The 24971-nt window shown below is 57.9% G+C and carries 18 protein-coding genes; 8 read left to right on the forward strand and 10 right to left on the reverse strand.

Going from position 1 to position 24971, the window contains the following annotated elements; translation table 11 throughout:
* Positions 1-113 precede the first annotated feature (113 nt).
* The gene (locus tag ACT2B1_RS05660; protein ID WP_481668739.1) at positions 114-2489 is read left to right on the forward strand and encodes a mechanosensitive ion channel domain-containing protein; all 2376 of its coding nucleotides are present in this window, start codon (positions 114-116) and stop codon (positions 2487-2489) included.
* Positions 2490-2577: 88 nt separating this feature from the next.
* On the opposite strand, the gene ACT2B1_RS05665 is transcribed toward ACT2B1_RS05660, so the two are convergent.
* Genes ACT2B1_RS05665 through ACT2B1_RS05685 form a run of 5 tightly spaced genes read right to left on the reverse strand, consistent with a single transcriptional unit; the run spans position 2578 to position 9798 of the window.
* A complete protein-coding gene (locus ACT2B1_RS05665; RefSeq protein ID WP_481668740.1) occupies positions 2578-3933 on the reverse strand; it encodes a CoA transferase in 1356 nt (451 codons plus the stop codon).
* Positions 3930-5084: an ABC transporter permease gene (locus ACT2B1_RS05670; protein ID WP_171121747.1), complete on the reverse strand. Its 1155-nt coding sequence runs from the start codon at positions 5082-5084 to the stop codon at positions 3930-3932. The genes ACT2B1_RS05665 and ACT2B1_RS05670 overlap by 4 nt, the downstream gene beginning before the upstream one ends.
* A complete protein-coding gene (locus ACT2B1_RS05675) occupies positions 5081-6109 on the reverse strand; it encodes an ABC transporter permease (RefSeq protein ID WP_171125840.1) in 1029 nt (342 codons plus the stop codon). The genes ACT2B1_RS05670 and ACT2B1_RS05675 overlap by 4 nt, the downstream gene beginning before the upstream one ends.
* A 13-nt stretch (positions 6110-6122) precedes the next feature.
* Entirely contained in the window at positions 6123-8033 is a 1911-nt protein-coding gene (locus ACT2B1_RS05680) for an ABC transporter substrate-binding protein (RefSeq protein ID WP_171241037.1), read from the reverse strand.
* The gene (locus tag ACT2B1_RS05685; protein WP_171241038.1) at positions 8026-9798 is read right to left on the reverse strand and encodes an ABC transporter ATP-binding protein; all 1773 of its coding nucleotides are present in this window, start codon (positions 9796-9798) and stop codon (positions 8026-8028) included. Before ACT2B1_RS05685 ends, ACT2B1_RS05680 begins: the two co-directional genes overlap by 8 nt.
* Before the next feature lie 275 nt (positions 9799-10073).
* On the opposite strand from ACT2B1_RS05685, the gene ACT2B1_RS05690 reads away from it, so the two are divergent.
* The 6 genes from ACT2B1_RS05690 to ACT2B1_RS05715 all read left to right on the forward strand — a co-directional run bounded on the left by ACT2B1_RS05690 (position 10074) and on the right by ACT2B1_RS05715 (position 17224).
* Positions 10074-10529, forward strand: a complete 456-nt coding sequence (locus ACT2B1_RS05690) for a class I SAM-dependent methyltransferase (RefSeq protein ID WP_254428715.1) — start codon at positions 10074-10076, stop codon at positions 10527-10529.
* A gap of 22 nt (positions 10530-10551) precedes the next feature.
* Complete coding sequence (locus ACT2B1_RS05695; RefSeq protein ID WP_171241040.1) at positions 10552-11181, forward strand: glutathione S-transferase family protein; 630 nt, start codon at positions 10552-10554, stop codon at positions 11179-11181.
* A gap of 111 nt (positions 11182-11292) precedes the next feature.
* Positions 11293-13695 (forward strand): GcvT family protein, encoded by a 2403-nt coding sequence (locus tag ACT2B1_RS05700; RefSeq protein WP_481668741.1) that lies wholly within the window; start codon positions 11293-11295, stop codon positions 13693-13695.
* 2 nt (positions 13696-13697) lie between these two features.
* Positions 13698-15248 carry a trimethylamine methyltransferase family protein gene (locus ACT2B1_RS05705; protein ID WP_481668742.1) on the forward strand — a complete coding sequence of 517 codons (1551 nt, stop codon included), beginning with the start codon at positions 13698-13700 and terminating at the stop codon, positions 15246-15248.
* Positions 15249-15923, forward strand: coding sequence for a TetR/AcrR family transcriptional regulator (locus ACT2B1_RS05710; RefSeq protein WP_171121755.1), 675 nt, complete (start codon positions 15249-15251; stop codon positions 15921-15923).
* Positions 15920-17224, forward strand: a complete 1305-nt coding sequence (locus ACT2B1_RS05715; RefSeq protein WP_481668743.1) for an NAD(P)/FAD-dependent oxidoreductase — start codon at positions 15920-15922, stop codon at positions 17222-17224. The genes ACT2B1_RS05710 and ACT2B1_RS05715 overlap by 4 nt, the downstream gene beginning before the upstream one ends.
* A gap of 85 nt (positions 17225-17309) precedes the next feature.
* Here the strand turns inward: ACT2B1_RS05715 and ACT2B1_RS05720 are convergent, their stop codons facing one another.
* The gene (locus tag ACT2B1_RS05720) at positions 17310-17642 is read right to left on the reverse strand and encodes a DUF3307 domain-containing protein (RefSeq protein ID WP_254428697.1); all 333 of its coding nucleotides are present in this window, start codon (positions 17640-17642) and stop codon (positions 17310-17312) included.
* Positions 17643-17913: 271 nt separating this feature from the next.
* Here ACT2B1_RS05720 and ACT2B1_RS05725 point away from each other — a divergent pair, with 271 nt between their 5' ends.
* Positions 17914-20910 (forward strand): ABC transporter transmembrane domain-containing protein, encoded by a 2997-nt coding sequence (locus tag ACT2B1_RS05725; RefSeq protein ID WP_481669005.1) that lies wholly within the window; start codon positions 17914-17916, stop codon positions 20908-20910.
* Positions 20911-20915: 5 nt separating this feature from the next.
* On the opposite strand, the gene ACT2B1_RS05730 is transcribed toward ACT2B1_RS05725, so the two are convergent.
* The 4 genes from ACT2B1_RS05730 to ACT2B1_RS05745 all read right to left on the reverse strand — a co-directional run bounded on the left by ACT2B1_RS05730 (position 20916) and on the right by ACT2B1_RS05745 (position 24942).
* Positions 20916-21203 (reverse strand): ArsR/SmtB family transcription factor, encoded by a 288-nt coding sequence (locus ACT2B1_RS05730; RefSeq protein WP_171122319.1) that lies wholly within the window; start codon positions 21201-21203, stop codon positions 20916-20918.
* Positions 21204-21311: 108 nt separating this feature from the next.
* A complete protein-coding gene (locus ACT2B1_RS05735; protein ID WP_171121757.1) occupies positions 21312-22544 on the reverse strand; it encodes a mandelate racemase/muconate lactonizing enzyme family protein in 1233 nt (410 codons plus the stop codon).
* A 21-nt stretch (positions 22545-22565) separates the two neighbouring features.
* On the reverse strand, positions 22566-23660 hold the full coding sequence (locus tag ACT2B1_RS05740) for a Zn-dependent alcohol dehydrogenase (RefSeq protein WP_171241044.1): 1095 nt from the start codon (positions 23658-23660) through the stop codon (positions 22566-22568).
* An 82-nt stretch (positions 23661-23742) separates the two neighbouring features.
* Positions 23743-24942 carry a TCR/Tet family MFS transporter gene (locus ACT2B1_RS05745; RefSeq protein ID WP_481668744.1) on the reverse strand — a complete coding sequence of 400 codons (1200 nt, stop codon included), beginning with the start codon at positions 24940-24942 and terminating at the stop codon, positions 23743-23745.
* Positions 24943-24971 lie beyond the last annotated feature (29 nt).

Genomic DNA, 24971 nt, shown 5'->3' on the forward strand with positions numbered 1-24971 from the left:
TGCACCCGAGACACGAATAGACACGATCACGAGAAGCGCGAGGCTGAATATTTGAACACCGCGTCACGCTTCTGTAGTGTTTTGTGCAAATGCCGAACTGAATCGAACACCTGATGAAACTTAGATTTTTTGCCGTTCTCACCCTGTTGGTCTGGATGATGCCAGTGGTTTTGGTAAATGGGGCTGCAGCGCAGACCTCGCTTATTCCCGGATACGGCGCCGCCACAAGCACCACCAAAGACACGACTGACGAAGGCGATCTGGCCGCCGCAATTCGGTCAGCCACTGAAAGTGGCGCCAGTGTCATCGTGATCGACAGCGCAGGTCAGATCGTTTCAACGGGTGCGCAACAGGACACCTCGGCCGAATCCGAGCCGCATGACCCGATGGCCGAAGGTTCGCAACTTATGAAGGCGCAGGAGCGGCTTTCGAAGTTCCGCGAGTTGATGGTCTCGCGGCTCGAGGCGTTGCCATATTCGATATTCGAAGTTCAGTACATTTTGCGGCAGACCAGCCCGGACGGACGCATTCAAACATATGTCGAGGTTCTGTTCTGGAATGTCCTTTTCCTGCTGCTGGGGCGTTGGCTGTCCACCGAGATTTACGGCAAACGTATTGCCAAAAAGATCGTTGTTGCGCGGTCCAAGGAAAACCCGCAGGGGTATCGCGAAAAGATGCCGTTTTTGGTGTTCCGCTTCTTGATGGGGATCGGAGCCACGGTCTTTGCAATGTTGATGGCGCTGATCGTCGGGTATTTGTTCTTCGGTGAGGCCGAAGATATCTCGATTCAGTTCACGGTCACGGCGATATTCACAGCATTCTTCCTGTCTCGAACGGTGTCGGACCTTTGGCGTATGGTGCTGTCGCCGTATCTAAGCCAGTACCGACTGCCGCCGTTTTCGGATCGGGATGCCAAGCGGCTGTATATCTGGGCATCCGCATTGGCGACCTATGACATCACCGTGGTGCTGTTTTCGACATGGGTTGCGGATTTCGGCCTGAATTACAACGTCTATGCCATGGTCTATGGCGGCCTGACGATGGTTGGCGCGCTAGGCAATGTGCTGATGATCCTGTTCAACGCGCGCTCCATATCCAATGCCATCCGCGGGGGCAGGGCACCGGATCAAGTGTCATGGATTTTGCGGTTTATCTCGTTCGCCTGGGCCCCGGTTCTGATCGTTTACATGGTGTTTAGCTGGTTCAAACTGGCGGTCGATCTGGTGCTGGAGAACGACAATTCGATTCCCATTGTCGCAAGCAGCTACGCCATCTTCATGTCGGTCGTCATTGCGTATGGCGCGATGAACTACCTTCTGGAACGGTATTTCGACCGCAATCGCAAGATTGAAGAAATGAATGCCGAGGCCGAAAGGGATGAGGAACCCGAAATCATTGACACACCGCTGGCGGAGCGGCGCAAGCACTCGATCGTGACGTATGAGGACCTGGCTCGGCGCGTCGCTGGTATTCTGGCCTTTGTCGTTGGTCTGTATGCACTGGTGGTGATCTGGAACCCGGATGCAAGCTGGAGCGAGGACCTGCCCATCGAGCGTGCCCTCGACGTGATGGTCATCCTGTTCATCGGGTATATCCTGTTCCATTTCTTCCGCGTCTGGATCGACAGCAAAATTGCCGAAGAGATAGATGACGGTGGGGGTGAGGCCGAGTTGGGCGATGAAGGGGGCGAAGGCGGGCAAAGCCGATTGGCCACGTTGCTGCCGCTGTTCCGTGGCGCGATCCTTGCCGTAGTTGTCGTGACCATCGCACTGATTGCCCTGATGGAACTGGGCATCAATGTCAGTCCCCTGTTTGCAGGTGCGGGCGTCGTGGGTCTGGCTGTGGGCTTTGGTTCGCAAACGCTGGTGCGGGATATCTTCTCGGGCGCGTTCTTCCTGATGGATGATGCGTTCCGTAAGGGAGAATACATCGACATTGGTGATGTGAAAGGAACGGTTGAGAAGATCTCGGTCCGGTCGTTCCAACTGCGTCATCATCTGGGCGCGCTGAACACCATTCCCTTTGGCGAGATCAAAGTTTTGACTAACTATTCCCGCGACTGGGTGATCATGAAACTGCCGCTGCGGGTGACGTATGACACGGACGTTGAAAAGGTGCGCAAGCTCATCAAGAAACTGGGTCAGGAATTGCTGAGTGACCCGGTGATTGGTGACAATTTCATCCAACCGCTCAAGTCGCAGGGCGTGATCGAAATGCAGGATTCCGCGATGATCATTCGGGTCAAGTTCATGACCAAGCCGGGTGATCAGTGGCTTGTGCGTAAGAAGGTCTATCAGGACATCCGCGAGCTGTTCGCCCGTGAAGGCATTCGCTTTGCCCACCGCGAGGTTACGGTTCGTCTGGCCGACGAAAAAGGAGCCGAGGACCTGACACCAAAACAGCGTGAGGCCGTAGCTGGTGCGGTGCAGGCTGCGATTGACGAGGATTACCTCGACGATATCGGCCCGGGTGGTGGTGATGATCGCTAGGGGCGTCTCCCGCCCCTTTGGATTGAGCCTCTGACGAGGCACTGCCCAAAGCGTTGGGCCGGGCCGCGCGTGCCGCGCGGCGGGCGCGCTACGACTTAGATGTCAGCCAGTTGGGTTGGGACGAGCCTAGTTTCGACGCAGGCAGGGGCCAGTCCATGTTTGCCTTTCCAACACTGAGGGCAGGTTTCAGGCGGTGGCCTTTGCCCCAGCCCGAGTTCTCGGGCGTGTCAGAAAAATCGGCGGGCATGGCCTGCGTTATGTCTTCTGAAGTTTCGGATTTGGCGAGGCTTGCCAGTAACTCGGCTGTGCGAGCCAGCGACAGCCGGGCCTGCATGACAGACCCACCCGATGCGGCCTCGGCCAGCGCGGAAAGAATGGCAGCTGCCATCAGATAGCCGGTTGCGTGATCCAGTGCCTGCACAGGCAGCGGCGTCGGCTTGTCGGATTTTGCCCAGACGCGCCCTGCGTCTGCGATTCCGCTGCTCATCTGTACGAGGCTGTCAAAGCCACGCCGACTGGCCCACGGTCCCTGCCAACCATATGCGTTCAGGGTGACTTCGACGCGGTTTGGGGCAAGTTCGTCCCGCTTTGCCTGTGTCAGGCCAAGCGCGTCCAAAGCGCCGGGTCGGTAACCGTGTACAAACACATCCGCTTGCGCCAGAAGAGACTGCAATTGCTCAATGCCTGCGGGTGATTTAAAATCCAGATAGGTACAGCGCTTACCCAAAGAGATATCTGGGATCACGCCGGGCTCGTCCCAGCCCGGAGGATCAACGCGAAGTACCTCGGCCCCGAACCCGGCCAGGGTGCGTGTGGATACTGGCCCGGCCAGCACGCGGGTCAGATCGAGAACACGGAGGCCCGACAGCGGGCGATCTGCCGTCGCTTGCGGCCTGTCGCGCAAGGTAATCTGGCGGGGATTGGTCCACCCGATCAAGGGATCGCGGGACGCGGCGCGCCCCTGCGGATGATCCAACCAGTCCGAACGGCTGCGCATGGCGGCGGCAACGCCACCCTCTGCGACGATCGCGGTTTCGAGGTCAGAAATCGCCCAGGTTTTCACTGCCTCCGATACGGCCTCACGCTCCGGTTTGGCACCCAATACTTTCAAGGCCGCCGCCCGGTGACGGGGTAGATTGGTATGCAGTCTAATCCACCCATCCGCGGCCTGATAATCCCCGGCGATGGCGTCCCAAAGGCTTGGCATGTCCCATCCGTCCGGCTTGAAGGAAAACCCATACCAGAGCGAGGCCAGACGATGATCAACCGAAACCTCTGGCGCGCTGGGGGCAAGGTTCAGCGCAGCAATCAAGCGGGCCAGTTCCTGACCCACAGCGGCGAAACTGGCGGTTGCCAGTTCGGAGACTGCATAAAGGCTGGGCCGGGAACCCGATCCCGTTGTCAAATAACCATCTGATGCGGGAAGGGCAGAGATCAGGGTCATTGCTGATAAGGGTCCAGACTGTCTCGCAGCCCGTCGCCAAGGAAGTTGAAGGCCAAAACCACAACAATGATCGGAAGCATCGGGATCGCCGTCCATGGGTAGATCTCGATCGAAGCGAGGTTCTGGGCATCGTTCAACATCACACCCCAACTGACGGCAGGGGCCCTCAGGCCAAGGCCAAGGAAGCTGAGCGCCGTTTCCCCAAGTATCATGGCTGGGATCGACAGAGTGGCGGAAGCGATCAGGTGAGACATAAAGTTTGGTAACAGGTGCTTGCGGATCACCCGGCCCGAGCTTGCGCCCATCATCTCGGCGGCGCGGACATATTCCTCTTCCCGCAAGGACAGGAATTTGGCGCGCACGGATCGCGCCAGACCGGGCCAATCGAGTATCCCGAGAATGATCGAGATGATGAAGAAGACCGCAACCGGACTCCAATTTGATGGCACCGCAGCCGACAGCGCCAACCACAGCGGAAGTTCTGGGAGAGAGCGTAGAATTTCGATCACACGGTTGATAACCCAGTCGATCTTTCCGCCAAAGTACCCGGCCATGGACCCGAATAAGATGCCAAGGAAGAAGGAAACAGAGATACCAATCAGGCCCACCGTAAGCGACAGTTGCGCGCCGTATAAAATTCGGCTGAACACATCGCGGCCCAAACGGTCAGAGCCCCACAGAAACAGGGTTGCGCCCTCGGGCGGACAGAACAGGTGCGTATCCGTTCGGATCAGCCCCGCCAGCTTGTATTCGGTTCCTTCGCAAAAGAACCGGATTGGTCGCGGGTCTTCCTCATCTGGAATGAACTTCCACTGGAATGTCTCAAGGTCAGCCTCGGCGACGATTGGATAAACAAAAGGTCCGACGAACTTTCCCTCGTGGAAAAAGTTGATGCTTTGCGGTGGGGCGTAAAGGTGTTCGTCGTTGCGCTCATTCGGGCCATAGGGGGCGATGAACCCCGCAAACGGCAGCATCAGATAGCACAGCAACAGGAAGATGCCAGAGATCAGACCCAGCTTGTGCGTTCTGAATTTTCGCCAGACCAAAACCCAGTTGGGCGCGTCCAAATCCGCGCGCTCAAGTTGTTGGAGGGCGGCATCCGGATCGAACGGAGCGTCGTCAACAAAGCGGCCGTCGGAACGTTTGGTCATGCCTCGCGCCCCTCATAGCGAATGCGCGGGTCCAGCATGACCAGCAGAATGTCAGAGATCATGGTTCCGATCAGGGTTAGCAGGGCCACGAACATCAGGATAAAGGCAGATAGGAACTGGTCCTGCGTTTTCAGCGCGGTCAGCAAGGTCGGGCCGATGGTCTGCAAACCCAGAACGACCGACACCAGTACCGAGCCGGATACCATTGACGGCAGCAGGTTACCGATATCCGCCACAAAGGGATTGAAGGCCACGCGCAGCGGGTATTTCGTTAGCATCCTCGACGGAGACATCCCCTTGGCGATTGCCGTTTCCACGTAAGGTTTACCCAATTCATCCAGCATATTGGCACGTAGGCGTTGCATCATGGCAGACGCGCCGGACGTGCCGATCACGAATGTTGGGACAATCAGGTGAACCAGAATTGACTTCATCTTGTCCCAGCTCATTGGCTGGCCCTCGAAGGACGGGTCCATCAGGCCGCCGATCGGCAAGTTGAAGTAGCGGTGGCCGTAATAGAACAGGATCAGAGCCAGCAGGAAGTTCGGCGTGGCCAGTCCAAGATACCCAACAAACGCCGAGGTATAGTCGATCCACGTCCGGGACCGGGCCGCGGCGATGACGCCAAGCGGCAAGGCGACCGCGTAAACGAATAGAATGGCGGCAAGGTTAACCACGACGGTCAGCCACAAAGTGTCGCCAACGATTTCGGCTACGGGACGGTCAAATTCAAAGGACCAGCCATAATTGCCCTGTATCAGGCCCTCGAACCCGTGGGGACCGGGCCAGAAACCCATCCAGATCAGATACTGCTCCCACATCGGGCGGTCCAATGCGTATTCCGTACGCAGAAACTCGGCCTTGGCTACGCCTGCAGACTGGCCCGATGCCTGAAGCTCGGCGATCTGGTTACTGAGATAGTCGCCGGGCGGCAGGTTGATGATCACAAAGATCAGTACCGACACCACCAAAAGCGTCAGCAGCATCGTGAAAAAGCGATACACCGCATAGCGCAGCATTACCATTTAGCTGCTCCTGTCAGTCGGCGAAGAAAAACTCGTCGGGACGATGAATACCAAAATGAGCACCCGGTTCCCATGCCCACATTGCCTGCTCGGGCACATTGCGCAGCCGGTTCGAGACAACGATGGGCTGAGGCGCACCGTTCAGGATACCGATCGCGTACAACTGGTCCGCGTGTATCTTCAGCATTTCGTTCCACGCGGTCTGCCGCTCATCGTCCGTCTTGGCGATCTGCCAATCATGGGCCAGCTCCATCAGGCGCTGTGCTTCGGGCATGTCGGGCGGCTCACCAGCTTCGCCTCCGGTCTGATAGTACTGCCCCCATTTGGGCCAGGCCAGAAACACCTGATCGGTCGGCGCCAGATACGCGGGTGAGGTATGGAGCTGCGGAATTCCGTCATCCCAACCAAACCAGACCGAGGCCATCGTGTTCCCCGCAAATACCCGGTTGCGAAGAATATCCCTGTCCAATGGGCGCATCACAAGGTCAACGCCAATCTCACGCCACGTGTCGGTAACGATCTGCAGTGCGTTCTCAACTTCTTGCCGTTCGCCTGCCGTTTCAATGATCAGTTCCATCGGGCGTCCATCGGGCAACAGGCGGATACCGTTCTTGTCACGCTCGGTCAGGCCAGCCTCATCCAGCAGGGCGTTGGCTTGTTCAATATCGTACTGGGCCCAAGCCTTTGCGTTTTCTTCGTCATAAAACGGCGAGGCTGGCAGAACAGACATGGCCCCTGGCTGCGCCAGCTTGAAATAGAGCGCCTGATTGATCGTCTTTCGGTCGATGGCCAACGACAGGGCACGTCGCACGCGCACGTCACGCAAAACCTCGCGCCACGCATCATCGGCAAAATTCAGGTTGGGATAAATCGCGATCTGCGACGCGACCCCGGTTTTCCATAGCAAGGTTTTGTAGTCGCCGCCCGTCTCACCTTTCTTCAGGATCGAGGCGTCGCGGAACGCCAGCCCACGCCCTTGCAGATCGGTTTCGCCAGCGTTTGTTTTTGCGGCCACCAGTCCGGGGGCGACGATCTCCATCTCGACGACGTCGATATAGGGCAATTGCATGCCTTTGCTGTCGATGCGGTGATAATAAGGGTTGCGGACAAAATTGTGCCGGATCTTCTTGCCGGAACTTGCGTTCAGCCACGGCTGCAATGTGGGCAGTTGGTGGTTGTCGAATTTATAAAGGTTATCCAGTTTGTTGTGCAGCGCGGCCCAGCTTTTGACGCGGGCATCCTCGACCTGAAAGGCCAGCTCATCGGCATCAGCGAATTTCTCGTGATATTGCTTGAGGAATTCTGAAGGCCGGTAAATGAAGGGCGGGCGGGCCTGCGCCAGCGATTGCAGAAAATCGGGGTTCGGGTCTTCCCATTCGTACACGATAGTCGTTTCGTCCGGGAAGCTGACGGTTGGCGGCTTGCCCTCGACAATCAGGAAGTCGGGCGGCCCGGACGGGCTGAGTAGTTCGTTGTTCGCAACGTCCTCCCACCAGTACCGAAAGTCCTCGGATGTGAAAGGCGAGCCGTCCGACCATTTATGACCTTCGCGCAATCGCAGCGTGAATTTGCGGTTCCCTTCGTTTTCAAAAGACGCGAGCAGGTCTGGGACAATCTCGTAGTTTTGGTCAAATCCAACCAAACGGGCATAGCCGTAAACGACCATCTGGCGAATATCCTTGGAACGCGTCACCATCGTACGCAGGGTGCCGCCGGGGGTGCCAAATTCGCGCCCCTTCGCGGCAAGGTCCACGACCAAGGGTTCAGCCGGAAGCCTCTCCTCGATGGGGGGTAGGTTGCCCGCGCTGACCTCAGACTGCCAGAAGGGGCCTTCGACTGGGGTGGGTGTCGCGGCCAGTGTCGGCAGGGAACACAGGGCCGAAAAAGCGGCTGCCAGTAACAGGGGGCGAGTGGTCTTAAACATGGCATCGTACCTTATGGCCGGGCTCCATCTCTACCAGCGAAGGTATCACGGAGTCGGTAAATCGGAAGGCGTCATCCCAACTGTCTGGTGAACCAGCGCCCAAAGCAACCAAATTCAGGTCAATGGGCCGGTTGATGTCGGGTTCCGGCTGAGCGGCAATCAGCGCCTTGGTGTAGGGGTGGCGGGGGTTGTAGAACAGGGTCTCGGGCGGGGCTTGTTCCACCACCAGACCCCGGCGCATCACCGCGACTTCGTCGGCAATCCGCGCCACGACCGCCAGGTCGTGGGAGATGAAGAAATACGACAGGTTCAGACTTTCCTGCAGGTTTTCCAACAGTGTCAGGATTTGTTCCTGAACCGACACGTCCAGCGCCGAAGTCGGCTCGTCGCAGACGATGAGTTGAGGGTCCAGCATCATGGCGCGTGCGATGGACAGGCGCTGACGCTGGCCACCCGAAAACGCGTGCGGATAGCGTTTCAACATATCGGCGTTCAAGCCGACCCGTTGCAGCATTTCGGCGGCCTTGTCCCTTTGTTCCGCAACCGAGCCGATGTTGTGTATTTCCAGCGGTTCGGTCATGGCGTCCTGAATGCGCATACGCGGACTGAGCGAGCTGTAGGGGTCCTGAAACACCATCTGCGCCTTGCGCTGAAAGGCGGTGCGTTGCGCGCGAGACATCCGGTGAACGGTTATCGGGTCCTCGTTCGGGGACGTGCGGAAAAGAACCTCTCCACCCGGATCGGGTGGCTCCGCGCCCAAGGCTATGCGGGCGGCGGTGGTTTTGCCAGAGCCGCTTTCGCCCACGATGGCCAGTGTCTTGCCGCGTGCAAGATTCAGGTCAACACCACGGCAGGCATGTATCAGCCGTTCCCCTTGCCACCCTTTGCTTGAACGCATTGTATATGTCTTGGATACGCCCTTCAGTTGCAGGATCAGGTCCTCGTCAGGCATCGGGATGCCTACCGAATCTTCGTCGGGAATTTCCGGGGCCGCGTTGAATAACTGCTGTGTGTATGGATGCGCCGGGTCGGTCAGGATAGGTGCGGCCGCGCCGGATTCCATGACGCGGCCCTTGTGCATGACAACGACCTGCTCTGCCATATTCGCAACCACGCCCAGATCGTGTGTTACGAGGATCAGCGCCATTCCGGTTTCACGCTGAAGCTCTTTGATCAGCCCCAGCACCTGCGCCTGAGTTGTCACGTCTAACGCGGTCGTGGGTTCGTCGGCAATCAGCAGCTCTGGCTTGGAAACCATGGCCATCGCGATCATCGCGCGCTGCCGCATACCGCCCGACAGTTCGAACGGATAAGAATCATACGCACGCTGAGGATCGGGAAACCCGACTCGTTCAAACTGTGTCAGAACTTCTTTGCGCGCCTGGGCTTCGGACGCGCCGCGATGCAGCCAGAGGACTTCGCTTACCTGATTTCCGATCTTGTGCAGGGGCGACAGGGAACGCATCGGCTCCTGAAAGATCATCGAAACACGGTTGCCTCGGATATCCCTCATCTGGCGTTCGCTGATCCGGGTCAGGTCTTCTATTCCCTTGGAATCATTCAGAGTAATGGTGCCGCTGCGAATTTGTGCAGTGCGCGGCAGGATGCGTAGCGCCGCCCTGCACGAGATCGTTTTCCCCGAGCCCGACTCCCCAACCAGCGCAAGTGTCTGCCCGGCTTCGACGTCGAAGTTGACGTCTTTGACAACAGAATCGCCCGCACCGAAACCGATGCTGAGGTCTCGGACAGACAACAACGCAGTCATGCGGGTTTTCCACCCGTCTGGCCGTGGGTTTTCATCGGCTTGTTCAACTCCCCGTGTTTTTTGAAGCAGTTTCGCGCGGTTGGACCCAACTAGTCAAACCCGTTCTTGTGCTGAAATGTCGCGAAAATTTGAATCCGAGGCCTATTTGCCTACACAAAGCCTTGAGGATTTGCCATCAAATGCGATGTCGGCCCCACCTTTCTTACCGACAGATATTAAGGAGAGATTTCCCAGTGCCTGACGACCAAAGCCGCCTCGATTTGTTCATCGACCGTATGGTTTCGCAGCGAGCCTGTCTGGACCACGCCATTGCACAGACAAAAGGCATGACGGGGCCTGTGTTCGAACTGGGGTTGGGCAATGGTCGCACCTATCACCATATGGCCCAGTATATCAAAGATCGGCCCGTCTATGTTTTTGAGCGTGCTGTTGCTTCGCACCCTGATTCAACCCCGCCAGAGGATCTGGTGATTTTGGGAGATGTACGGGAAACGCTTCCTGCGGCGCTGGATCGCTTTGGCGCAACGGCCAGCGTGATCCACGCTGATCTTGGCGGTCACAACCGGGAAAAGAACGATGCGTTTGCGCGTCTTGTGTCGCCTTTGATCGAGCCGCTTTTGGCGGAAGGGGGGCTGATGGTATCGAGCGACCGGATGTATTTCGAAACCCTGACAGAATTGCCATTGCCGACGGGGGCCGTCGAAGGCCGCTGCTTCGTTTATCGCCGCTAACTGGCTTATAAGGATTTTTCTGATGCTGTTTTATGATTGCTCTACTGCTCCGAACCCCCGCCGTGCACGGATGTTCATCGCTGAAAAAGGGCTTGAGATTGAGACCCGCGACATCTCCATTGCCAAGGGCGAGCAACTCAGCGAGGAATTTCGTGCCGTCAATCCGAACGCGACCATTCCGGTTCTTGTAACCGACGAAGGGACTACGTTGGCCGAGAATCTGGGAATCGCGGCTTATCTGGAAGCACGCTTTCCCGAGCCGCCCTTGATGGGGCGGACACCGGACGAAAAGGGTGCGGTTCTGATGTGGAACAGTATCGTCGAGCAACAAGGCGGGGCGCCGATTGCCGAGGCGCTGCGCAATACCCATCCTGCGTTTGAAGGTCGGGCGATACCCGGACCTGTGAACCATGCCCAGATCCCCGAGTTGGCGCAGCGCGCGACAGTGCGGGTCGCGCGGTTTTTCGATGTTCTGGAAGCCAGGCTTGCCGAAAGTGATTTTGTCGCGGGCGAAGTGTTTACGTTGGCGGATATTTCGACATTCGTATTCGTTGATTTCGCACGCGTGATCAAAATGAAGGTTCCTCAGGAAAACGCGGCAACTCTGGCCTGGTTTGACAAGATAGCGTCGCGACCCAGCGCCCAGCTTTAAAGTCCCGATCAGGTCTTGCAAGATTTTGACCGCCAGAACTGTACAGAAATGTCTAGACAGAGGTGAACAGTGCGTCTAGCGTCCCCTGCGAGTCATGCAGGGGAGTGCAGGATGAAATCTCAGTATCGTGTTGTGGTCATCGGGGGCGGCGTCGTGGGTGCCTCGGTTCTGTATCATCTGGCCAAGTTTGGCTGGTCGGATGTGGTGATGCTGGAACGGCGGCGTCTTGCGTCGGGGTCCTCGTGGCATGCGGCGGGCGGTATTCACGCCTTGAACGCCGATCCGAACATGGCAGCATTGCAGGCTTATACGATTGACCTGTTGAGTGAGATCGAAAAAGAATCCGGCCAGAATATCGGCCTGCACATGACAGGTGGCCTGACCTTGGCGGGCACCTCGGAACGGTGGGAATGGCTGCAAGCGAACTATCGCATCTTCCAATCCATTGGGATCGACGATTGCGAGTTGCTGTCCCCGGAAGAGGCGCAGCGACGTTGCCCGATCATGTCCACTGATGGTGTGCTGGGCGCGATGTGGGCGGATCGCGAAGGGTATATCGACACGACCGGCACCGTGCAGGCTTATGCGACCGCAGCCAAGAAACGCGGTGCTGAATATTATGAAGAAACCAAGGTTGAAAGCCTGACGCAGACCGCCGACGGTTGGGAAGTCGTGACCGATAAGGGCACAATCACCTGTGAGCACGTGGTCAACGCAGCCGGCCTCTGGGCCAAGCAGGTGGGCCGCATGGCAGGGGTCGAACTGCCGGTCTCACCACTCAAGCACCATTATCTGATCACCGACACGGTCCCCGAGGTCGCGCAGGCGGATTTCGAGATGCCGATGACCGTGGATCTGGAAGGCTTCACCTATATGCGGCAGGACCAGAAGGGCGTTCTGGTTGGTATTTATGAGGTGGAACACGAACACTGGGCCATGGACGGCGCGCCGTGGAATTACGGTGAAGAACTGTTTCAGGAGCAGCTTGACCGGATCGAGAATGAGCTGACACTGGGCTTTGAACGCTATCCGTCGATCCAGAATGTGGGCATCAAGACGTGGGTCAACGGTGCGTTTACTTTTGCGCCCGACGGGAACCCTCTGGTCGGGCCGGTGCCGGGCAAGCGTGGCTATTGGTCAGCCTGCGCGGTGATGGCAGGCTTCTTGCAAGGCGGTGGCGTCGGTAAGACGCTGGCTGAGTGGATGATCCATGGTGAGCCCGAGGCTGATGCGTGGCCTATGGATGTGGCCCGCTTTGGCGATTTCGCGCAGAACAAGCGGTATATCCGCGAAACGACCGGACAGTTCTATTCCCGCCGGTTCGTGATGACCTATCCGAACGAACAACTGCCTGCGGGGCGTCCGTTGAAGATGGCTCCGGCGCATGACGCGATGACCGAGGCGGGTTGCAAGTGGGGCGTCAGTTGGGATCTTGAAGTGCCGCTTTATTTCGCGCCCAAAGGGTTCGAGGAAACACCAACCCTGAAGCGATCGAACGCGCATGACATCGTAGCCGAGGAATGCAAGGTGATCCGCGAGGGCGTGGGCCTGATGGATATCAGTGGTTTCTCGCGGTTCGAGGTCAGCGGCCCCAACGCGCAGGTCTGGTTGGATAAAGTGATGGCCTCGAAACTGCCAGCGCCCGGACGGGCAAAGCTGGCCCCGATGCTGGGCGAGAACGGGCGGCTCAAGGGTGACCTGACTGTGCTGAACTGGGGCGATGGGACATGGTGGATCATGGGCAGCTATTACCTGCGCGCCTGGCATATGCGGTGGTTTGAAGACCACATGATCGACGGTGTGGCCGTTCGCGATCTGGGTGAGGAATATTGTGGGTTTGCCGTAGTCGGCCCAAAATCGCAGGCCGTGGTCGAGAAATTGGCTGAGCAGGATATCTCGGGCCTAAAATTCATGGGCTGCGGGGATTTCGATATCGGCCTCGTCCGCGCCCGTGTTGCGCGCATGTCGGTCACCGGTGAAAAAGGGTATGAGATCAACTGCCGTTATGGTGATCACATCAAGCTGCGCCGGATGCTGCTTGAAGCCGGGGCAGACGAAGGCATTCGCGAATGCGGCTTTAACGCCATGCTGTCGACCCGCCTTGAAAAGAGCTTTGGCATCTGGTTGGCAGAGTTCACACAGCTTTACACGCCCGGCATGACGGGGATGGATCGCTGGATCGACTGGGACAAGGAGTTTGTCGGCAAACATGCTGCACTGGCCGAACGCGACGGCAACGGCCCCGCGCAGTTGCAGGTCACGTTGGAGGTTGATGCGCTGGATGCGGACGCAAGCGGGTATGAACCCGTCTGGGCCAATGGTGAGCGGGTCGGGTTCGTGACCTCGGGCGGATATGGCCATTACACCGGCAAGTCGCTGGCGATGGCACTGGTCGACCGCGACAAAGCAACTCCGGGGACTGATCTGTCGGTTCATGTGGTCGGTGTTGAGCGCCCGGCAAGGGTGATTGCACCGTCGCCTTATGATCCGCAAGGCCAGGCGATGCGGGGTTGACGATGATCTCACAAACCTCGGAACGCGGCAGGCGACGGCGTGGGCGTGGCGCAGAAGCCCCATCTGCCGCAGTGCGTGATGTGAACTACCGCCAACTCAGGAACCCGTTCCCGCAGATGGAGGTTTTCCCGGCAGAGCAGATCGCCGACATGCATGAAACCGCCCTGCGCTTGTTGCAGGAGTTGGGCATCAAGGTCCTGCTGCCCGAGGCAAGAAGGATTTTCGCCGCAGCCGGTGCCAAGGTTGATGAGCAAGCCGAGATGGTCTTTATCGGGCGCGACATTGTCGAGGCCGCTGTAGCCTCGGCCCCAAAATCCATTGCCTGTCGCGCAGGGGCTCGCCGCCGGGATTTTACGCTGGAACTGGGCAGTCTGGTCTTTCAACCCGGGGCAGGTGCCCCCAATGCGACCGATCTTGAAAGGGGGCGCCGTCCGGCAACAGGGCAGAACTATCTGGAGTTCCTGAAGCTTACCCATCATTTTGATGTGTTCCAGATGATCTCGCCCCAGGTTGAACCGCAGGACGTGCCAACCCACTTGCGGCACTATTTCACCACGCAGGCGCAGATGGAGTTGACGGACAAGTTTCCGTTCTTTTTCTCGCGCGGGACACCGCAGGTGATGGATTGCTTTGAAATGCTCTCGACCGCTCGCGGGTTGTCGGATGACGCATTCCGCGCAATCCCGCACTGCTATACGATCATCAACACCAACAGCCCCCGGACGTTGGATGTTCCAATGGCGCAGGGGCTGATAGATTTTGCCCGCCACGGACAGATGTCGATTGTCACGCCCTTTACGCTGATGGGGGCAATGGCACCTATTACTGTGGCAGGGGCAATTACATTGTCCCATGCCGAAGCCCTGTCCGCCATTGCGCTGACCCAATTGGTAAATCCCGGTGCGCCAGTCTGCTATGGGACATTCACAAGCAATGTTGATATGAAATCCGGCGCGCCTGCGTTCGGGACGCCCTCGCATTTTCAGGCGTCGCTGGCGGCGGGGCAGTTGGCGCGGCATCTGGGCCTGCCGTGGCGGTCTGCTGCGGGGTCGGCCTCCAACAGCAATGACGTTCAGGCAGCGAACGAAAACCAGTTCGGTTTGTGGGGGTGTTTGATGGCCGGGGCAACGGTGATCATTCATTCGGCCGGGTGGCTGGAAGGCGGGTTGACCGTTTCCTTCGAAAAGCTGGTCTGTGATGCCGAAGTGTTGAACATGGTGGCCGAACTTTGCGCAGGGGCGCAGGCGGGTCTGGCTGAGATCGGTTTTGACACCGCACTGAGCGAAGTTGAACCCAGCGGCCACTTCTTTGCGACCAGTCAGACGATGGAGCGTTACAACACCGCGTTTTATGAGCCGCACGTTCACGACTATGCCAATTTTGGCACCTGGACTGAGCGCGGGTCAGTCGACGCCAATCACCGGGCTACGGGTGTGTGGAAGGACATCCTAGCCAATTTCCAGCCACCCAAACAGGACGGTGACCGGATTGAGGCTGTGAGGAATTTCGTTGCACGTCGCACGGAAGAGGGCGGCGCACCGCCGGAGAGTTGAATGAGCAATAAACCGATCCTCCACCGAGATGACCCTAAAGCCGAACCTCTGGTCGGCAATATCAAGGTTACGCGCGACGACTGGCTGAACGTGGCGATGGACGTTCTGATTTCCGATGGTGTGGATCAGATAAAAGTACTGAATCTGGCCGAACGGATGGCTGTGTCCCGCTCGTCCTTCTACTGGTACTTCAAGTCGCGTCAGGAGTTGATGGATGCATTGCTCGAACGGTGGCAAGCCACAAACACGGCAGCCCTGATCGCGCAGGCCGAAGCCTCGGCAGCAACTGTTACGGCTGCGGTGTGCAACGTGCATCGCTGTGTGGTGAACACCGACTTGTTCGATACTGCGCTGGATTTCGCAGTACGCGATTGGGCACGCAAGTCGGGCAAGGTACGGCGTGCGCTGGATCAGTCTGACGCGCGGCGGCTCAAGGCGTTGCACGCCATGTTCGCCCGCTATGGCTATTCCGAGGTCGAGGCCGAAACCCGCGCCCGCGTGCTGTATTACATGCAGATCGGCTACGATCTGGCGCAACTGAACGAACCCATGTCTGTGCGGATATCGATGGTTCCGCATTATCTGTACGTCTTTACAGGGGTCGAACCACGACCCGAAGAAATCGAAGAATTCAGCGCCTATTCCATGCGCTACTGGAAAGGAGACCCAGCTTGAGCCAACCAGACGCAATCATAATCGGAACAGGTGTGATCGGTTCCGCCATCGCGTTCGAGATGGCAAAAGCGGGCTGGAAAACCCTGTCCTTGGATCGAAACAGTCAGGTTGGCCACGGCTCGACCGCAGGGTCCTGTGCGATCATTCGGATGCACTATTCGACTTTTGACGGCACGGCCTTTGCGTGGGAAGGGTATCACTATTGGCGGGATTGGGCCGCGTACCTGGGCTTGCCCACGGATGCAAACCTTGCGCAGTTTCGCGAGACCGGGTGTCTTGTGATGAAAACCGATGCCAACGGGATGTTGGAAAAGCACATGGCGAACAGCGCCGATCTGGATTGCCCGTTCGAGGAATGGTCGCCTGAAAAAATCACGGAACGCCTGCCTGTGTATTCGCTGGAAAGCTACGCGCCGGCCCGTCGAAAAGACGATCCTGAGTTCGGGCAGCCTAACGGGCGCAAGATGCAGGGCGGGGTTTTCTGGCCTCAGGCTGGCTATGTTACCGACCCGGCGCTGTCGGCCCAGAATCTGATGGACGCGGCAAAGCAACACGGGGCCGAGCTGCGCACCGGGGCCGAGGTTGTCGAGATACTAAAAGACGGCGGACGTGTTGCGGGCGTCAAACTGGGCTCGGGCGAAGAGATCCGCGCCAAGGTCGTCGTGAATGTTGCAGGGCCGGGCTCCGCGATCGTGAACAAGATGGCCGGGGTTCTGGACGACATGACGATTGAAACCCGCCCCTTACGGCAGGAGGTAGTACACGTCCCGTCCCCCGAGGGTTTCGATTTTGAACATGACGGTACAATCGTGTCCGACAGTGACATTGCCCTGTATTGCCGGCCCGAGCATGGCAACCATATCCTGATCGGCTCGGAAGATCCCGAATGCGATCCGCATCAATGGTGCGAGGACGACGTTCACTATAACCACGACTTTACGGATCAATGGACGACGCAGGCCATGCGTTACGCGCAGCGGGTGCCCAGCCTTGGGATACCTTCGAAGACACGTGGTGTTGTGGACCTGTATGACGCGTCTACCGACTGGATTCCGATCTACGACAAGTCCAGCCTGCCGGGGTTCTACATGGCCTGCGGCACCAGCGGGAACCAATACAAGAACGCGCCGATTGCAGGTAAGATGATGGCGGCCCTGATCGGCTATTGCGAGGGTGGCGCGGATCACGATGCCCAGCCGTTACAGTTTGAACTGCCGTATATCAAACGCTCGATTGATGTGGGGTTTTACTCGCGCAAGCGACCCATAAACGAAGAAAGCAGTTTTTCGGTTCTGGGCTAGCCCGGTCAAGTCAAGATTGTGCTCAGAATACAAGGTCGTCAACTTGTGCAAAGTTGGCGGCCATTCATGTGGCTGAATGCGTCTTCTAAGCCGCGAATTTTACCCAGGCCCAAACCATAGCCACATAGGTCAGGTTGTGCAGACACTGATCCAACCCGGCGGCGCGCCAGAACGCGGCCTGTGTCGGCATCAGTTGTTTTTTGTCAGAGTAGCTTGCTTTCGCAAAGTCGATGTTGAAATGGACGATCCATTCCAAGGCGGCGATAATCAGGATGAAGGACCACGGCGCACCGAAGATCAAGAACACCAAGACAGAGCCCACAACATGCACCGCGGCATGCTGAGCGCGTCCCAGATGAAAATACTCGCCACGCCCCGCCAGCATCTTGGGCGTTTGGAGATAATAGTCCGCAAACATGTGTTTGATCTGCAACAAGCAGAGCATCAAAAACACAGCGCCTAAGTTGGCAGGCAAATTAGACCTCCCGATATCGTCCTGCGGACAACAGTATGTGCTTAATTGTTGTTGCGCAAATGAACTTGTTCACAGTCGGCAATTATCTGATCAAATTGGAAACTATTTGCGTATTCTGATGTGATTGCGGTAAAATCACCAAGTTGGATTTGCGACGCATATGTCAGGATCGGATCAGTGATCCGCAACAGGGGCAGGTTCCATAGAACGTACTATTTTCCGGTTTATTTGGAAGTATTCGAAACGCGACCAGCTTATCCTTCTGGCCGTCACCTCGACGCTGTTTCCACTGCTTTACCTGACGTTGGAATTGCCGAAGCGGATCATCAACGACGCTATCGGTGCGGCAAGCCCTGTTGTTGACGTCCTTGGCTACAGCCTGCCGCAGACGACCTTTCTGATCATCTTGTGTTTCGCCTTTCTGGCTGCCGTGCTTGCGCATGGCTTGATGAAGATGCGCATAAATACGATGAAGGGCGTGCTTAGCGAACGCATGTTGCGGCGGTTCCGGTATCAGTTGATCAGCCGCGCCCTGCGCTTTCCCCAGCCATATTTCGAGCGGGTCAGTCAAGGCGAGATGGTGTCGATGGTCACCGCCGAAAGCGAGCCGATGGGCGGCTTGATGGGCGATGCGATCAGTCAGCCGGTATTGCAGGCCGGGCAGATGATAACAATCTTGTCCTTCTTGTTCCTGCAAAGCGTCTGGTTCGGGTTGGCGGCTGTTGCCCTGATCCCGGTACAGGCGTGGCTGATCCCCAAACTTCAGCGCCAGATTAACCTGCTCAACAAACGCCGTATTCAGGAAGTGCGCGTTCTTGCCGCCCAGATTGGCGAGAATGCGGCCGGGGCATCGACGCTGCGGGCCAATGGCGGCTGGCGGTATCGCCGCGCCATGATCTCGGATCAACTGGGGCGTCTGTTCGGGATTCGGTTCGAGATTTACCAGAAGAAGTTCTTTATGAAGTTCATAAACAACTTCATCTCTCAGCTCACGCCGTTCATGTTCTATCTGGTCGGCGGCTTGCTGGTGCTGCAAGGATCGGTTTCACTGGGTGCCCTTGTCGCGGCGCTTGCTGCGTACAAGGATCTCAGCTCACCCTGGAAAGAGCTGCTGACGTATTACAACCAGACGCAGGATATGTCTCTGCGCTGGGACGTCGTGATAGATCGTTTTGCGCCGCCCGGCATGCTGGACGAAAAGCTGTTCGAGGACGACCCAAAAGAGCGCGCGCATTTGAACGCGGATGTTGTTCTGGATCATGTCTCGGTGCGGGATATGGATGGAAATCAGGTTCTGGATGATCTGAACCTCACATTCCCGGGGGGTAAAACCATCGGCATTGCCGCCCCGAGTGAAGAAGATCGCCGTGCGATTGCTGAGTTGCTGACGCGTGAAATCCTTCCCAGTGCGGGCCGCGTCGAAATCGGGGGTCACAACCTGTCTGGCCTGCATCAGAGCGTTGTGGCAACCCGGATCGGGTACGCCTCGTCCCGGCCGGTCATGTTTCAGGGAACTCTGGGTGACAATGTCATGATGCCCATGCGGTTCAAACCGCTGTCGGCCACGACGGATGACCCCGGTTTTGCCGAAACGCAAAGGGCTGGCAACAGTCGTGACCCGTTTAAGGCAGAATGGCTGGATCCGTCGCTGGCCGGGGTCGAGACCGCGGACGCGCTGCGTGACTGGTGGCTGCAACTGATTGACGGGATGGGATCCGGCGCGGCCCTGTTCCAACGCGGATCAGAACAGGCATTTGACGTTGATGAACATCGCGAACTGGCCCAAAAGCTAGTCGAGCTGCGCCCGATCGTCCAACAAGCCGTGCGCGATGCTGGGCTGGAACAGCAGGCGCTGGTTTTTGACCGCGATGCCTATAATGCCGCTTTGCCAGTTGCCGAGAACCTTTTGTTCGCTACGCCTCGTGTGCCCGTTACGCAGGCCCTCTTGGCGCGTCAGCCCGTCTTTTTGGGGCAACTGCGCGAATTGGGGCTGGATGAAACGCTGGTCAACCTGACGCGCGACGTGGTCGATATGCTACGCCAGATCTTTGGTCTGGACGGGACCGACCACCCCTTGTTCCGCAAGCTGGGTCTTGAGGTTCAGACCTACGAAAGCGCGGTGGAATTGCTGGAGCGAACCCGCGATGAAGGTGTGTCCGGGCTGGACGACGAACAGCTTGCCAATCTGCTGGCTGTTCCCGTTGTCATATCCGCCGAACAGATCGGGCCTGCGTTTACGGATGAGCTTAAGAACCGCATCCTCGAATTGCGGCACAGCCACTCACACAAGTTGCTGGAAACGCTGCACGACGTATTTGCCCCTCTGGATGCCGAGGCGTTTGCGCCGGGTCTGACGGTGATGGAGAATGCGCTGTTCGGCAAAGTCAGCCAGATCGGTGGGGCCAGATCGGACGAAGTGCGCAAATTGATCGTCGATGTGCTGGATCAAAACGGTGCGCGCCCCTTGGTGGTCGAGCTGATTTATGACGTCCCGGTTGCTTTGGGTGGCCAGAACTTGCCCGCAGTATTTGCCGAACCGCTGGCCTTTACGCGCGCGACAATCAAGAAGCCGGACATTCTTATTCTGGAAAACGCGTTGGCAAGCTATGACATGGCAACGCAGGTCGCGGTTTATAAAAACCTGCGTTCGTTGCTGCCTGATACAACTGTCATCTATCTGAATGATCAGTTCGACAGTCCCGACGTATTCGACATGTTTGTCGAAATCAGGCAAGGTCGGGTTGTTTCGGATGAGGGACCGGCGGACGTGGAGGAAGACAGTGCAGCCTCGGCAGACCTTGCGCGTAAACTGCGGGCGCTAGAGCAAACGCCGTTGTTCTCGGGTCTGGACCGACGTCAGTTGCGCCTTTTGGCCTTTGGTGCGCGCTGGTTTGATGCGAAGCCGGGCGAAGTTGTGTTCCTGAAAGACGATCAACCAACAGACGGCGCGTACGTTGTGCTGGAAGGAGAGGCGGGCCTGTATCTGCCTCAGGCGGGCGGGCCGGATCAGCTGATCGCAACGGTTGGCGCGGGCGCGTTGGTCGGTGAACTGGGCTTGATCCGAAAAGAACCCCGCGCCCTAAGCATGATCGCCGAAACAGAGTTGTCCTGTCTGCGAATCGGTGAAGAAGAGTTTCTGGCCGTTGTCGAAAATGACGCGGCGACCGCGTTCAAGCTGTTGCAGGTCATCGCGGGATACGTATCGAACTAAGTGGATCAGCTTTTGGGTTTGCAGAACAAATCGTATAGCAGGCCGATCACTTGCGCCGTGTTGCCGTCCTGAAGCGAGTAGTAAATCGTTTTCCCTTCGCGGCGGGTCGAAACCAGACCTTCACCGCGTAACCTCGCAAGCATCTGGCTGACGGCCGCCTGCCGCGTATCCAGCAGCCGTTCAAGCTCACTTACCGATTTTTCGCCCTCGCCCAAATGACATAGGATCATCAGGCGCCCCTCATGCGCCAAAGCCTTCAGGAACGCCGCAGCATTTGCGGCGCTGTCCTTCATGTCCGACACGGCGTCGTCGGTGTTCTGAATGTTGTCTTCTTTGAGCGTCACGCGCAGCCTGTTCGCAACTGGGGGCTGGTCCAATATGCCTCAGATCGCGGGGGCTTGTCACCCCTCGGTTGCTGGCGCCCCGCCCTGAAAGGCGTTTCCGTTGACATAGTCGCAAGGTTCCTCCTGCATCTGCAGGTGCAGCCCGTCGCCAGTGAACGGATGCGCGCGGGCCAGATCTTCGTCCACGTCGATCCCCAGACCGGGTGCGGTTGGGGCCGTTACAAACCCGTCTTCGACGCGAAGCGTGCCCTTGATCAGGCTATCGTGAAATGGCGTTTCGATGGTTTCCAACAGCAACAGGTTCGGGATAGACGCCGCCAGTTGGATGTTGGCGGCCCATTCAATCGGACCGGCATAAAGGTGCGGGGCCATCTGCGCGTTGAACACTTCGGCAATTGCCGCAACTTTCTTCATCTCCCAAATACCCCCTGCGCGACCGAGTGCGGGCTGCAAGATTTCAGCCGCACCAGCCCGCAAAACCGCGCCGAATTCGGCCTTGGTTGTCATGCGTTCCCCAGTCGCAACTGGGATACGGACGTTACGGGCAACGCGGGCCATATCCTCGATCATGTCGGGCGGGGTGGGTTCTTCGAACCAAAGCGGGGAATAGGGTTCCAACGCCTGCCCCAAGCGGATCGCGCCTGCGGTGTTGAATTGGCCATGGGTGCCAAATAGCAAGTCTGCCTTGTCTCCGACGGCGTCGCGGATCGCTTTGCAAAATGCAACCGACATTGAAATGTCGGTCATCGCAGGCATGTGTCCGCCGCGAATTGTATAGGGGCCGGCGGGGTCGAATTTTACAGCCGTGAAGCCGCGCCGGACCATTTCGGCCGCGCAGTCCGCGGCCTGATCTGGCGCTGTCCAGAAATCGGTGAGGTTATGTTGGGGCAGGGGGTAAAGATACGTGTAGGCCCGGATGCGCGGGTTCATCAGCCCGCCCAGTAAGGCATAGACAGGGCGGTCGCGGTCCTTGCCAAGGATATCCCAGCACGCGATCTCAAGACCCGAAAACGCGCCCATCACGGTCAGGTCCGGGCGCTGGGTAAATCCGCTGGAATAGGCGCGGCGGAACATCAGTTCGATATTCTCGGGGTTTTCGCCCATCATGTGCCGTTCGAACACATCGCGGATGACGTGCCGCATCGCTTCGGGGCCAACCGATGAGGCATAACATTCCCCCCAACCGGTGATCCCGGTGTCGGTCGTGAGCTTAACGAGGATCCAGTACCGCCCACCCCAGCCCGGAGCAGGCGGTGCGGTGATGATGATATCGAGATCCTGCAGTTTCATCCCGGTTCTCCCCGCGTTGTGTCAGGCCCTGTCGAACACAATGACATTGCGTTTGGCCGATCCGGTTTTGGTGTCTGCGATTGCTTCGTTGATCTGCGCCAGAGACCAGCGGCCCGAGATCAGTTCGTCCAGTTTCAATCTGCCCTGTTCATACAGGTCGATCATCCAAGGAATATCGCGCTGAATGACCACGTCGCCCATCTTGGATCCTATCAAGCCTTGGCCCAAAGCGGCCAGAATGACGGGTTCGTAGCTGGCGGTGTCACCGGAATGGGGCATTCCGATCATGACGGCCTTGCCTCCGCGCCCCAGATACCGCACGGCCTGATCATATGCCGGTATCGCGCCAACCGTAATCAGAACGGCATCGGCACCGCGCCCACCCAACGCGTTGTAGGCGTCCTTCCACGGAGCCTTGGATGTCGCCAAAACGCCGTGGGTCGCGCCGAACTCTTTCGCGATCGAAAGTTTTTCTTCGGTCATGTCGACGGCCACGATGCGTCGGGCCCCGGCGATGCGGGCCCCCTGAATGGCGTTCAGGCCGACCCCGCCCGCACCGATGACCACGACATCTTGCCCGGCGCGCAGACCGGCGGCATTCACTGCGGCACCGACCCCAGTGATCACCCCGCAAGATAGCAGGCTGGCCACGTCCTTTGGCATATTTTCAGGGATTTTGACAATCTGCCGGTGACTGACCACCACCTTTTCCGCAAACGCGCCACAGGCCATTGCTTGTTCCAGCGGCTCGCCCTTCGATGTCTTCAGCGGCCCTTTGACCGTGTCGTATGGCGTTTCGCAAATTGTTGGCTGACCTCCTGAGCAGGACGGGCACGATCCGCAGGCCCGGATCAGCGTGACGACAACAGCGTCACCTACCTTGAACCCATCGGTGGAACTGCCGACTGCGGTGACGATTCCGGCGGCCTCATGCCCGTAAACGGCCGGCAGGAATCCACCCCACGCACCACTTGCGTATGAGATGTCGGAATGGCAGATCGCCACCGCATCCAAGGTCACTTCAACTTCGCCCGCAGCCGGTGGCGCAAGCTGAACATCTTCGATCACCAAAGGTTCGTTGAACGCGTGGCATACGGCGGCCTTGATCGTCTGCATGGATTCCCCTCGTTTCGTTTGGATCACGGTGGCGCGGTCAAGGACGCTCTGCAAGACGGAAACCGTCATTTTGGGGTCGTTGTTACGACTTGTTGGAGCGTGAAAGCAAAAACATGGTAAATCCAACGATCATCAAGACCATAGCCAGTAGGAACGGTGCCCCGGGCAGGTAAAGCGCGGTTCCGGGTTTGACGAACTGCGCAAAAATACTGGTCATCAACAACGGGGAAATCACCATGGACAGGGCGTGCAGCGATGTAAGAACGCCCTGAAGTTCACCCTGCTGAGAATCCGGTGTTGCGCGCGACATCAGCGCCTGCAGGGCAGGCGTAACAACCGCCCCAAGCGCCGTAATGGGGATTAGGAGCAACGCAATCAATCCGTTTGTGAGAAAACTCAACAACAGAAAGCTGACGATCTCGAAGGCCATACCGTAGACAATGGTGACACGTTCACCCAGATATCGGGTCGCCGGGCGGATCAGCCCGCCTTGTACTGCGGCCATTCCAATTCCGTAGACACCCAGCGACAGGCCGATCATTTGCGCAGACCAGCCGAAACGCTCGGTCGTGAAATAGGCCCAGATCGCCGGATAGACATAGATCGAAACCGAATAAAGGAAATACACCCACAGCAACGGTCGAATGCCCGGCAGTTCAGCAATTGCGCGCAGCGAATTGACAGGGTTGGCGCGGCGCAAGCTGAAGGGTCTGCGGGTTTTGTCAGTGACCGTTTCCGGCATGACAAACACTCCGATGATGAACGATAGCGAAGACAATATTGCTGCCGCCCAAAAGGGCGCGCGCGTTCCGTATTCACTTAGCAATCCACCAATCACGGGACCGAGGACAAAGCCAACGCCGAAAGCAGCCCCTAGCAGACCAAAGTTCGCGGCTTTTTCATGCGGCTTCGATACGTCGGCCATAAATGCCGCAGCGGTTGAGTGGGTGGCAGCCGTGATGCCCCCGACAATCCGGCCGGCCAGTAACAGCCAGATGCTGCCGGCGATGGCCATAACGACATAGTCCAGCGCCATGACAAAAAGGGAGACTAACAAAACAATGCGTCTGCCATAGGCGTCTGACAGGTTCCCCAGAATAGGGCCGAAAATAAACTGCATCGCAGCGAATGAGGTGCTGAGGACACCGCCCCAAATTGCCGCGCTTGCCAGCGTTCCCCCCTGAACCTCGACGATCAGGTCGGGCATGATGGGCAGCACCAGCCCGATGCCCATGGCGTCGATCATGACTGTCAGCAGGACAAAAAAGAAAGGCAGGCGCATAGGAACCGGGAGAAGGACATGTCGACCGG

It is taken from the genome of Ruegeria sp. S263 (assembly GCF_056780525.1).

Bases quoted from the DNA above. Each gene is read 5' to 3' on its own strand.
- ACT2B1_RS05660 (WP_481668739.1), top strand. From the start codon at position 114: ATGAAACTTAGATTTTTTGCCGTTCTCACCCTGTTGGTCTGGATGATG.
- ACT2B1_RS05665 (WP_481668740.1), bottom strand. From the start codon at position 3,933: ATGACCCTGATCTCTGCCCTTCCCGCATCAGATGGTTATTTGACAACG.
- ACT2B1_RS05670 (WP_171121747.1), bottom strand. From the start codon at position 5,084: ATGACCAAACGTTCCGACGGCCGCTTTGTTGACGACGCTCCGTTCGAT.
- ACT2B1_RS05675 (WP_171125840.1), bottom strand. From the start codon at position 6,109: ATGGTAATGCTGCGCTATGCGGTGTATCGCTTTTTCACGATGCTGCTG.
- ACT2B1_RS05680 (WP_171241037.1), bottom strand. From the start codon at position 8,033: ATGTTTAAGACCACTCGCCCCCTGTTACTGGCAGCCGCTTTTTCGGCC.
- ACT2B1_RS05685 (WP_171241038.1), bottom strand. From the start codon at position 9,798: ATGACTGCGTTGTTGTCTGTCCGAGACCTCAGCATCGGTTTCGGTGCG.
- ACT2B1_RS05690 (WP_254428715.1), top strand. From the start codon at position 10,074: ATGGTTTCGCAGCGAGCCTGTCTGGACCACGCCATTGCACAGACAAAA.
- ACT2B1_RS05695 (WP_171241040.1), top strand. From the start codon at position 10,552: ATGCTGTTTTATGATTGCTCTACTGCTCCGAACCCCCGCCGTGCACGG.
- ACT2B1_RS05700 (WP_481668741.1), top strand. From the start codon at position 11,293: ATGAAATCTCAGTATCGTGTTGTGGTCATCGGGGGCGGCGTCGTGGGT.
- ACT2B1_RS05705 (WP_481668742.1), top strand. From the start codon at position 13,698: ATGATCTCACAAACCTCGGAACGCGGCAGGCGACGGCGTGGGCGTGGC.
- ACT2B1_RS05710 (WP_171121755.1), top strand. From the start codon at position 15,249: ATGAGCAATAAACCGATCCTCCACCGAGATGACCCTAAAGCCGAACCT.
- ACT2B1_RS05720 (WP_254428697.1), bottom strand. From the start codon at position 17,642: ATGTTTGCGGACTATTATCTCCAAACGCCCAAGATGCTGGCGGGGCGT.
- ACT2B1_RS05730 (WP_171122319.1), bottom strand. From the start codon at position 21,203: ATGAAGGACAGCGCCGCAAATGCTGCGGCGTTCCTGAAGGCTTTGGCG.
- ACT2B1_RS05735 (WP_171121757.1), bottom strand. From the start codon at position 22,544: ATGAAACTGCAGGATCTCGATATCATCATCACCGCACCGCCTGCTCCG.
- ACT2B1_RS05740 (WP_171241044.1), bottom strand. From the start codon at position 23,660: ATGCAGACGATCAAGGCCGCCGTATGCCACGCGTTCAACGAACCTTTG.
- ACT2B1_RS05745 (WP_481668744.1), bottom strand. From the start codon at position 24,942: ATGCGCCTGCCTTTCTTTTTTGTCCTGCTGACAGTCATGATCGACGCC.